A 12,226-nucleotide genomic window follows, 5' to 3' on the forward strand; every position below is an offset into this window, starting at 1 on the left:
ATCTAAATTAAGTATATCTTTCAATCCTCATTTTTGAACCTACCGGACTCAAAGAAAGTCTTTTCGTATCATAATGGCAAGTAGTCCGCCTTTCTCTCTTGGAATCTCCAAGCATTTATTGCTTCCGAGAGAGTTCCATTATAGTACTTATTCATCGGATGATTCGGATTCTGAAATACTTCATTTTTTATCTGATCTATATCAACAAAGGCACGGAGAATCCAATCCATCTTAATTCTCGTGACATACACCTCCTTCTCTCCTTCATTTGGTGCACCGCCAATAGGTAGGAGTACTTCATCTTCTGGAATACACATTTCTGCGACGAGCCCTCACTCATATAGATAACGTTCAATCCTGTTTGGTCATCATATTCATCAGACAGAAGTGGAAAGAAATGGTGCATAGCACTGCTGCAATCATCCTGTTTTCACCAAACACAGAGTTACATAATCTACTTTATGTTTTACCCATTCAACCAAATCGTTATAAGTTGCATCTGGTGTAATATCAATATCTCACTCGTAACCATGCCCTCGCACAAACCTAATAAATCATCCAAAACTTGTATCTTCTCAACTGTATTTGGGCACGTTATCAGATGGTAGAATAATTCCACTATCAAAAATCTTCTCAAAAATTTCCTGTCTCATAAATCTATAAAAAATCACCTTCCTTCCATTTTGATCTAGGAAATGTGATTGTTTCAGTATCTCATCTTTTCTTTCCAGAGAAAACCTATTATTGAGTTCGGATTGATGTAACATTTTTACAAGGTAACTATTAAATAAGATTTGTCAAAAAAGTTCTTTCTATGAGTATGAGAGGAATAAAATTTGCATTTTCCATTTTTCCCATATAATGCCTCTATCGAATCAAAAAGGACCTGCTCAACGAGCGAGTCTTTTTTTGACTCAGTTCCTAATCGTTCCTTCTAATCACCAGTTACTAACCAACTATAATCTATGTTCGACCTTCAGAAGATCGAAGCCGCGATCAACCAAATATCGGCTGAAAAGAAGATTGCCAAAGAAAAACTCGTGGAAATCATCGAGCATGCAATCAAGACTGCATACAAAAAAGACTACGCATCGAAGGATGCGAATGTGAACGTTCACCTCGATATCACAACAGGAAATGTCGAGATTTCTATCGAGAAAACTATTGTCGAAGAAGTAGAAGACGAAGACCTCGAAGTATCATACGAGGAAATCGGTGGTGCTGATTCTGGATTCAGTATCGGTGACACCGTCGAGATCGATGTCTCTGATGAGATCGTCGGATCTGAGGGATTCGGTCGTATCGCATCTCAAGCTGCGAAGCAAGTCATCGTCCAGAAGATTCAGGAAACTGAGAAAGAAAAACTCTATCACCTCTTCAAGGACAAGGAAGATACTATTGTGAATCTCCGTGTCGAACTCGTGGAGAAAAACCGCGTTGTTTTCGACTACAATGGGAATCAGGTCGTTCTTCCAAAGTCAGAACAGAACTCAAAGGACAAATACACTCCAGGACAGCGTATGTACCTCTACGTTCGCAAGGTTGAGATCGATCCAGTGAACGGACCTCGTGTTGTTCTCTCTCGCAAGGATAAGGAACTCGTCGTGAAGCTCTTCGAGATGAATACTCCAGAACTCGAGGAAGGAACGGTTGAGATCGTATCTATCGCCCGTATGCCAGGTGTGAAGACGAAAATCATCGTCGCCTCTGATGAGGAAGATGTAGATCCAGCTGGATGTCTCATCGGTCCGAAGGGAATGCGTGTTCGTGGAATCGTCGACGAACTCTTCGGAGAAAAAATCGACATCATCAACTATACAACTGATCAGGTCGAGATGGTACGCCGCGCACTCATCCCAGGAACCGTCGAAGCCATCGATATCGACGATGAGAACACGATCATCCGCGCGACAGTGAAGGATGAAGAGAAGGCGAAAGTCCTCGGTCGTGGTGGTACAAATATCAATATCGCTGGCGACCTCCTCGGTTACCGCATCTCTCTCACGACTATCGGAGGAGAAGAGGTGAAGCCAACGGATGGGGAAGAATAAAACATCTTATGAATCAAAAAATCCGATATCATTTGGTATCGGATTTTTAGGCTAGCGTAGAAACGTTATTCAGATTCTTTCTCATCTGAAAAATCAATATCCAACCCTAAATATTGTAATTGCTTTCGGAATTCACTATCTATAAGGGATCTATATTTTTTGACGTCTCAAACCACAGTATATTTTCCTCATTCTGCATCATAATGTGTCTTCGGGAGGCTATCATTCTTCTCTAATGCGAGAATAAAGAGCTCATCAATAATTTCTTTTCTCTGCTCTGTATTCTTGAGATAGAATTGTTCTCGCAGCTTTTCTGTGATTCTTCCAGAAGCATCAATCCATCCGTCTTTCTGGAGATTTTTCATGATATCTTCTGGTTTTTCTGGTCAAGAAAAATACGCATATGCACCCCCTGCGACAAACATTGCAGCAGCACCAATAGCCAACCTTCACTTATGTGGCATTTTTGATGCGATACCCGTAAGGATTTTTGTTGTTGCAGGATTTGCGGCTGGTTTTGTAGCAAGAGTTCGAACATTGCGCACTCATCGTGATATCTGTCCGATACCACGCCCGATGTCATGCATGTAGGTAAGTTTTGCGGCTCCTTTTGCGAAGTTTCCATTCCTCATATCAATAAGTCAGCTTCAAACTCGCGTAACCTCATATAAGAATACTCCACCGACCACTCCAGTAAGAGCAATGTCAGAAAATTCTGGCATTTCTCCATCTGCTATCATTTGTCAGAAATTTACGGTCTTATCACGGATGATCCCCCAAGTTCCATATGCTGGAATAAGAGCTGTCTTACATACATCCATAAGGCTTTCTCCTGTTGTACCATTCTTTTTATCACGTGCATCCCATGCAACCGAACCGAGACTCACAACAAGTGATGCAGCTGGAATAACTTCAGAGAGTGCTTTGATACCACCAGGTATTGTTGAGAGAAATGCTCGAAACTTGGATATATCATCCATATTTTCCATATGAAGGATAACGGTATCTCCACTTCTTGCGAGCTTGAGTGACTCATAAGAAAGCTTGAGACGCTTGAGTTTCTCGCTCATGGTTCATACATCTCCGATGAGTGACTGTTGCCACTTTTTTACGTTGTCTATATGTTCTAGATATCTGAGCGCTTCACCTGCCCGTCAACCACCATATTTCGCCATTTCTCGTCTGAGAGCATCTGCAATACCTGCAGTACTCGAAGGTCACTTTACAAGATTTTTTATTGCCTCACGAAAAGCATTTTCATTATTGAGGCTTGCCTTGAGTGCCTGAGTATTGATATGCTTAAGTTCAGGATTACTCTCAACGAGACTGTCGAGAGCATCGATAATTCATTGATGATTGAGCTTTCCTTTCACTGTATGTTGTGTAACAGCCTCCATAACAAGTGAATTTGCACGGAGATCTCTGACTCCATCCAGCATATGAGCAAATGCCCCAAGTTTATCTGTATATCCTGATCATCTTGCAAGGATTGATTCTATTTTTCAGAACTCTGAGGCAAGCGTGTCATATTCCTTGAGATATGAGAGTTTTGAGAGATGTTTGAGTCCATCCACCCCTGTAGTTGTATTGGTAAACATGATTCCTCCAGCAACGGCTCAACCAAGAACGGTGCCAATAGTACGAAACAATACACTATTGACTCCATAGAGCTGTACGCGAGCCATATCGAGTGCGTGACTATCCCCACCTTGAGCCTTTTTCTCAAGCATGGAACCGAAGTTCTCAAGTGATATAGAAGTTACTGGCAAGCCAAGCCCATCAAATGTAAGCTTGATAAGATTTCCTGCCGGATTGAGAACAACCTGTTGAGTAATCGCCCAGAATGGAATAATCCCTGAAAGTGAGAGTTCCCACATAACGCGAGCAGGATATGTTCCAGCAACATCAAGCGTGGCATCGAATAGCTCACCAATATTTATCTCCCCCTTATCCAATCGTTCAGCAACTTTTACTATGGATTCTGTATTAAGTGATTCATCAAAAATCGAATAGAGTTTTTTTATCTGCGCCTCAGAGAGCTTATTTCCTCAGAAATATGTCATCGAAATTTTCTCTGAAAAGCTTTTTGAAATCTTCTCTATAAACTCTTGTCTTCATTCTTTTGTTATGAGTTTCCCTCGAATATCTTTAGCAGTAGTGCTCAAAGATTCTGCGCCTTTCTGTATTTTATCCTGAACCTTTTCCTCCTTCTCATCAAACTTCATCCCAAAAAGCCCCCCAATACTCTTGAAGAGCTTATCAAGACCCAGCATCCTAAAGAGCGCGGAAAAAATATCTTTGATAGCATCAATAGCTTTTCCTACCATTTTTCCTCCTGCATCAACAGCCTTCGAAAGTGAATCAATTCCTTTGGTCGCATCAGCGATACTTCCAGCTGTTGCAATTGTGCCAACAGCCTTCAAAGCATCTTGTCCAACTGCAAGTCCCTCATCTTTGAGTTTCTCAGTAGCTACACCAACTGCCTTACTTGTTTGTTCAAGAGCCTCAGAGGCAAGGATATCTTTTCATTTATCAGCAAGTTCCTTTGCCTTATCTGCGAGCTCTGCTTTTTGGATTGCAGCAAGTCTTTCTTTTAATACTTTTGCTTGCTCGGCTGGATCAACTTTTCCAATGGTGCTCGCAATCTCATCAAGCTGCTCGTCGAAGATTTTGATAACTTCTTTATCTGAAGGAATCTTCTCAACCGCAATACCGAGTTTTTGTGCTAGAGCTTCACGAGAAAGCTCAAGAACTTCTTTTGGTTTTGGAATAGATGTATTTTGGAGTATTTCGGGAGAGGTCATAAACTTATTTTAATCGATCTTTTACTTCATCAACGGTAGCCTTCATGATTCATGTTCCTGCACCAACAAAAGATGAAGCTTCTTTTATGGTAATCGCAACCCAATTAAGCAATAAAATCTCTTGATACAGTTTTACTGTTTCGCTCGGATTGAAAACATACTTCCCGAAAGCATATCAAGTACCATCACCAATTGCCTTCAATAATCCATCAGAATTCTTCTTATATTCATCAGAGGTAATATAATCTATCGTTGATGCTGATATAACAATTCCGAGCTTTCAGAGTCTATCTCATGACATCCACTTACCAGATTCTCAAGAAAGAAGAAGTGTTCGTATGTTATCTCCAGCATTCTGAATAAACTTCTGTGGATGATTTCTCCAAGGACTCGACATCTCTCTATAAATCTGAGAGAAAGTCTGATTCTGAACCCATGCAGCGGAATTCTGTATAGCTTGCATTATATGCAATTCTCACTTCGTTAAATCTTTAATACCAGACCAAACATTATTTTCAGCAAATGGAAAAATCTGTCGGAATTTTCTGTTATCCCCCTGTAGAACGAGATCAATATTCTTCCACTTCCATTCATATTCTGGTTTCTTTTTTTTATCACCATGAGCATCATGCTCTTTTTCATGTTTCTCATGTTTTTGTTCCTTATGCTGAGGCTGTTCAGATGAAACTGATTGATTATTAGAAACACCTTCGGCCAAGCCCCTACGGCGTCCAGCATACCCCTCTTCCATGAGGATTCGTGTCTCCTCTTTGCTAAATCATGACTCACTTGCCTCTGGAGTTTGACTCTCTCTGGCAAGGATTCTTCATTTCTGCATCACTGTTTCGGCATTATGAGCCTTGAGAAGGGAATCTTTTTCTTCCTGAGAAAACTCTCGACCAAGTCGCTCACTTGCTTTTTTTAGCCGAGCAGGGTCATCAAGTGATTGATTCTGGGCAATGAGTTCATCGCTTACGGTTTTAGTTCTTCATTCTTTGATTGGAGTCTCTGGAGAAGTGCTTTTTGGGGCTTCTTGGGTAACCTCCACTTCTCCCTTTGGAGTCTTCTTCGCAAGGATTCTTCCAACTCCCTTGAACATACTTGCCATGAGCATTGCTTGAGCCATTTGTTCAAGTGTCCAATTATCTCTGTGGTCAAATACAACTGAGCCGATAGTGGCACTGGTTCCAAATATGGCAGTACCCTCAATAGTAACTTGTCCAGTAAATGGGAGAATATTTTTTGCGAATCCCGCTCATTCCTTGAATTGAATTCCCTGTCCGAGTTTTCCAGAAGTCACCAATTTCCCAATTCCACTCATAACTCCCATCATAGCGACGGATTGAACATATCCCTCTTTTGAGTGCATAGATTTCCAATCTCCATTTTCCATGAATCCACGAGTTGATGCAGCACCGAACTCAAATCCAACACCAGACCCAAGGATTCGAGCAGAAGTCGTTGAAATCTGTTTTACTTTGCTTGCTGAGCTATATGCACGAGCAATCTCTGCTGCACGCAGACCATTCCGTGCAAACATAACAGAATTGATGGTCACCGTTGCTGTACCGGCTGTCACCACACCCGCAGCAATAGCAAGAGCTTCCATCGCAATCATTCAGCCAACTTCTTTTGATATATCCCATGACTTATCAGACATCTTCCATGTTCCAGCACCGAGAATATCTTGTAGGAGTTTGAGCTCTTCGGAATTTTGTGCTTTGTTGTAGAGGGTCTGATATACTATCTCTCGCTTTGCCATCATGAGGATGGTGAGATTCTCATTCCATACTCTCGCATCATCCTCATCCAGCTTCTTTCATGGATGATTTGCTTGAAAGACCTGAATATATTGTTCCTTATTTTTTATCCAATTACTATTCGCATCTGATCTTGCTCGGTCAATTGCCTCACTGATTTTCTTGCGAGCTTCCGCTCAGAGTCCAGTAGCAGAAAGGTCTCCATTTCTTAAGAGCACTTCATCTGCAGGAAATCCAAACTCTTTCTGATTCTCTTGCATCAATCTCTGGGCAACCATATCAGATTGATCCAGACGATCACGGATAAATTGGAGTACTGCAAGATGACGCTTCTGACCATCTTGGATACGAAGTGCCTCATTGATGACATAGAGGTCACTATTTTTCAAAAAGTTATTATTACTAAATAACGCTGGAGTAATAGCTGTTACATCAAGAATCTTTTCTCAAGACTGAATTTCAGAGGATGAAAAAAGTCGTGAAACTTCCTGAATTGCTTTTTCATGTTGCTCTTTCTTTCCAGGATTCTTTAGGAGATACGCATCAAGAAGAAGAGCAAAATCCTGAACGATACCAACAGACCTCTTAAGATTCTCTGGAGCCTCTTTTGAAATATTTAACTTTAATAGGAGTGACTCTGCATCGATTCTCTTAGGGGCTCACTTTGGTCCAGTGAGGTAGTATGGCCCATCTTTGAAGATGATTGATTGTTTTCTAGTAAAGATTGAATCGGTAGACTCTGCTACAGGAGAACTTTCTGAGGCTTTTGGTCTCTTTGATATCTCAGAGCCATCAGGAGAGAGCAAAGTTTGGTCAGGATAATCTGTGGTTTTTGATTTTGACTTCTTTTGAGGAACGTCTTTCTGTGATTTTACTGTTTCTGGCTTTTGTTTTGGATTTTCAAGAAAATCTGAAAGATATACCCAACCAGTACCATTATGAATCTTTCCTCATGCTGAGACCTTTGAGTATTCAACCAATTCTTTTCCATTTATAACTTTCTTTCGTCCAGTAAGCGTAACAACTGAATCTTTTGGTAAAATAATACCTTGTAAACTGAGGTCAATTTTTCCATCAGAGTCCAGACTACGAATCCCATCTTTCGCCAAAAATTCCTTTCAACGAAGAGAGGAACCTTCAGAGATTTTCTGTTGATCAAGCTGATTACTCGTATCTTGCTGTACTTGCTGTACTTGTTTATAGTATCGCTCATATACCTCAAACAATGGGTTGAGTCCACTATTTGGATAATCCTTTCGCTCTTTTGCAATCATCTTCTGGATTTCATCGTGATTCGGCTTTTGTTGTTTGAGCCACCAGATTGTTTGCTCACGAGTAGAAAAACGATTTGATCCATACTCAAAACCACTAAAAGAATCACCGAAAAGACTGATTTCTGATTCTTTTCCGTTTTGTGCTCGATAAGTATCAATCGCGAGCTCAAGATCGTATCTATTTGCCATACAATAACATTAAAAATATAATTACCCCTCCACCCTACCATATTTCCATATATTTCGCAAATATTTGAGACGGTTTTCGAGGTTCATAGAATGAAATATATATATAATGGTCTAGAAATCAAATTATTCTCTCTATTTTGAGAAAGTCAATACTCTTACTACATGAACCAATTTCTGTATACAAATCTTTTGCGAGGATTTTTCTGTATTTTCCTTTTCCCATGCCCCTTCTCACAACTCTATTCTCACAACTCTCAACTATTTTTGACATTCCCCATTTTTTTCATATTATTCCCGCGAAAATTGGAATTTTTCTCGAGACTTTTCAGAAACATATCTGGATTGCTTCACCCCAATGGTACTTCCAAGATTCACTCTGTGAATCAATGGGTGCATTCTTCGCAATGACGGAAACGGAATTGTAATTGGGTTCCTCAATTTTTAATTATTCATTTTTAATTGTTAATTATTCTCTATGGCTATTTCTAAAGACCTGAAGAATCTCCGAAACTTCGGTATCTGTGCCCACATCGATGCGGGTAAGACTACCACTTCTGAGCGTGTTCTTTTCTATACAGGTATCAATCACAAAATCGGTGAAGTGCACGATGGTGGTGCAACTATGGACTGGATGGAACAAGAGAAGGAACGTGGTATCACGATCACTTCCGCTGCGACTACCACTTCATGGAAGGGTGTTGACCTCAACCTTATCGATACTCCAGGACACGTTGACTTCACGATCGAAGTGGAGCGTTCTATGCGCGTTCTTGATGGTGCTGTTGCGGTTTTCGACGCTTCACAAGGTGTAGAGCCACAATCAGAAACAGTATGGAAACAAGCAGATAAATATGGTGTTCCTCGTATCGCCTTCGCGAACAAGATGGATAAGACTGGTGGTAACTTCATGATGACATACGAATCTATCGTGAAGCGTCTCGCTGGAAACAAGGTAATCCCTATCCAGCTCCCTATCGGTCAGGAGAATGATTTCTCTGGAATCATCAACCTCATCAACATGAAGGCATACACTTTCGACGGAAAGATGGGTGAAAAGGTAATCGAAATGGAAATCCCTGCATCTCACCAGGCTCAAGCAGAGGAATGGCATGCAAAGCTCGTCGAAAAGGCAGCTGAGCAAGATGATGAACTCATGAATAAGTTCTTCGAAAACGGAACTCTTTCTGAAGATGAGATCAAGGCTGGTCTCCGCAAGGGGGTTATCGCCGATGCAGTATATCCACTTCTCTGTGGTTCCGCTCTCATGAACAAGGGGGTTCAGCTCGTTCTCGATGCAGTTGTGGACTTTCTTCCTTCTCCTCTCGATATCGACAATGGTACCATCACTGGTACTGATGTGGATGATCATGAGAAAGAAATCGTTCTCAAGCAAGATCCAAATGAATCTCTCGCAGCTATCGCGTTCAAGATCATGACCGATCCATTCGTTGGACGTATCACTTTCGTTCGTGTCTACTCAGGTACTCTCAAGTCTGGTTCATACGTGATGAACTCTGTATCAGGTGGGAAGGAACGTATCGGACGTCTCCTCCAGATGCATGCGAACAATCGTACAGAAATCGAAGAAATCCCAGCTGGTAATATCGGTGCTGTCATCGGTCTCAAGGATACAAAAACGGGTGATACTCTCTGTGATGAAGCGAAGCCTGTTGTTCTCGAGCGTATGGTATTCCCTGAGCCAGTTATTTCTATCTCTGTTGAGCCAAAAACTAAGGCTGACCAGGAAAAGATGGGTATGGCCCTCAATAAGCTTGCTGAAGAAGATCCTTCATTCCGCGTATCGACAAATGTAGAAACGGGTCAGACGATCATGGCAGGTATGGGTGAACTCCACCTCGAAATCCTCGTGGATCGTATGAAGCGTGAATTCAAGGTCGAAGCAAACGTTGGTGCTCCTCAGGTTGCTTACCGTGAAACAATCACCCAAACAGTTACTGATGAGCGTGGTGTACACAAGAAGCAATCAGGAGGACGCGGACAGTTCGGTGATGTTACTATGACATTCGAACCTATCACTCCTGAGATGCGCGCAGCCGATCCAGAAGGACTCAAGGGAGAAACAGTATTCGTGAACAAGATTGTCGGTGGTGTGGTTCCTCGTGAATTCATCCCTGGTGTAGAAAAGGGACTTCTCACTGCCTACACTCGTGGTATCATCGCTGGTTATCCTATCGTTGATGTTCGCGCGACTCTCACATTCGGTTCTTACCATGATGTGGATTCGAATGAACTCGCGTTCCGTATGGCTGCTATCAAGGCATTCCGTCAGGCTGCCAAGAAAGCTCGCCCAGTACTCCTCGAACCAATCATGCTCGTAGAAGTGAATACTCCTGAAGAATACATGGGTGACGTTCTCGGAAACCTCAACTCAAAGCGTGGTCAGATCATCGAAATGACTGAACGTGGTATGGCAAAAATCATCCGCGCTCACGTACCTCTCTCAGAAATGTTCGGATACTCAACCGATCTCCGCTCATCTTCTCAGGGTCGTGCGACATACGCAATGGAATTCGCACACTACTCTCAAGTTCCAAACAACATCACAGAAAAAATCCGTGCAGAACGCGGAGTGAAGTTCGAGGAAGATGAGGAAGAATAGAAATCAACACTGAAACTTAGTACAAGTTTTAGAAAAACAAAAATTCCCCTTGATTGGGGAATTTTTTATGGTATTGAGGAAGAATAGAAATTGATGCACTTATGAAATCCCTGCTGAAAAATGGGGATTTTTTCTTGCTTTTTTTGATTTTTCCCTATAATTCTTCTGCATGATACAGGTGCCAAACACATCGTTCATCGAATAAAAAAGAGGTCTTTACTGACCTCTTTTTTCATTTTTATAATCTAGCAAAATCTCGACATGAAACTAATCTTCGTCACAGGCTGAGTTCTCTCAGGAATCGGAAAAGGAATTGCCGCCGCATCCATCGGTGCCCTCATGAAAGGCATGGGATTCAATGTATTTTGTCAGAAGTTCGACGGATATCTGAATGTCGATCCAGGAACTATGAGTCCATTCCAGCATGGCGAAGTGTTCGTCACCAATGATGGAACTGAGACGGATCTCGATATCGGGCACTATGAGCGATTTCTCGATACGGACATGAACAAGTTCTCTTCGTTCACGAGTGGGAAGCTCTATGAAGAAATCATCCTGAAGGAACGTCGTGGTGATTATCTCGGCGGAACAGTTCAGATTGTTCCGCACCTCACTGATCTCGTGAAGGAAAAAATCCGTAATGGAGCAGATTCATCGAGTGCCGATATTTCTATCATAGAAATTGGCGGAACCGTCGGTGATATGGAAAATGAATATATTCTCGAATCTGCGCGCCAACTCCAGCATGATCTCGGACATGAGAATGTTATTTTTGTTCACGTTGCCCTTCTTCCATTCCTTATGGCATCGAAGGAACTGAAGACAAAACCAATCCAGCACTCTATCCGTACACTCATGAGCTACGGTATCAATCCGGATTTTCTCATCGTGCGTGCTGATACAGACATTCCTGCGGATATGCTCGACAAAATTGCTCGTTCGACCGGACTCAAGGATGATCATGTTATCTCTGCGCCAACCCTTGATTCTATTTATCGTGTTCCACTCTCGTTCAATAAGGAACATTTCGGTGAGAGAATCGCTGATGAACTCAAGCTCCCGATTAGCACTCCAGATCTCAAAAAATGGGAAAAACTCCTCACGAATATCGATAGCTCCAATGATGTGCTTCGTATCGGTATGATCGGGAAATATGTCGGTCTGGAAGATGCGTATTATTCACTCAATGAAGGACTCAAGGCAGCAGGATTTGCTTACCAAAAACGTGTAAAACTCCGATTCATCGAGGCGGAAGATATCGAAAAAGAAGGAACAAAAGTTCTCGAAAATCTTGATGGAATCTGTATTCCTGGTGGTTTTGGGAATCGTGGAACAGAAGGAATGATCACCGCGGCACAGTATGCTCGTGAGAAAAAAATCCCATACCTCGGAATCTGTCTCGGATCGCAGATCATGGCGATCGAATACGCCCGTAATGTGCTCGGAATCTCGGATGCCGATAGTGAGGAATTCGCACCAGAAGGACAGAACAATATCATCCATATCATGGAACACCAGAAAGGTCTCA

The 12,226-nt window shown here is 42.0% G+C and carries 6 protein-coding genes; 3 read left to right on the top strand and 3 right to left on the bottom strand.

What is annotated here, in order from left to right; all coding sequences use genetic code 25:
- Positions 1-2: 2 nt before the first annotated feature.
- Positions 3-653 carry a hypothetical protein gene (locus tag PHY14_02780; protein MDD2693832.1) on the bottom strand — a complete coding sequence of 217 codons (651 nt, stop codon included), beginning with the start codon at positions 651-653 and terminating at the stop codon, positions 3-5.
- A 312-nt stretch (positions 654-965) separates the two neighbouring features.
- Here PHY14_02780 and nusA point away from each other — a divergent pair, with 312 nt between their 5' ends.
- Positions 966-2,051 (top strand): transcription termination factor NusA, encoded by a 1,086-nt coding sequence (gene nusA / locus PHY14_02785; protein ID MDD2693833.1) that lies wholly within the window; start codon positions 966-968, stop codon positions 2,049-2,051.
- A gap of 65 nt (positions 2,052-2,116) precedes the next feature.
- Here nusA and PHY14_02790 read toward each other — a convergent pair whose 3' ends face one another.
- The gene (locus tag PHY14_02790) at positions 2,117-4,855 is read right to left on the bottom strand and encodes a hypothetical protein (protein ID MDD2693834.1); all 2,739 of its coding nucleotides are present in this window, start codon (positions 4,853-4,855) and stop codon (positions 2,117-2,119) included.
- A 4-nt stretch (positions 4,856-4,859) separates the two neighbouring features.
- Complete coding sequence (locus PHY14_02795) at positions 4,860-8,078, bottom strand: hypothetical protein (protein ID MDD2693835.1); 3,219 nt, start codon at positions 8,076-8,078, stop codon at positions 4,860-4,862.
- A gap of 475 nt (positions 8,079-8,553) precedes the next feature.
- On the opposite strand from PHY14_02795, the gene fusA reads away from it, so the two are divergent.
- Positions 8,554-10,698 carry an elongation factor G gene (gene fusA, locus PHY14_02800; GenBank protein MDD2693836.1) on the top strand — a complete coding sequence of 715 codons (2,145 nt, stop codon included), beginning with the start codon at positions 8,554-8,556 and terminating at the stop codon, positions 10,696-10,698.
- 261 nt (positions 10,699-10,959) lie between these two features.
- On the top strand, positions 10,960-12,226 hold a 1,267-nt coding region (locus PHY14_02805; protein MDD2693837.1), incomplete at its 3' end, for a CTP synthase.

The organism is Candidatus Gracilibacteria bacterium (assembly GCA_028687475.1).
GTDB lineage: Bacteria > Patescibacteriota > Gracilibacteria > BD1-5 > UBA2023 > STC-74.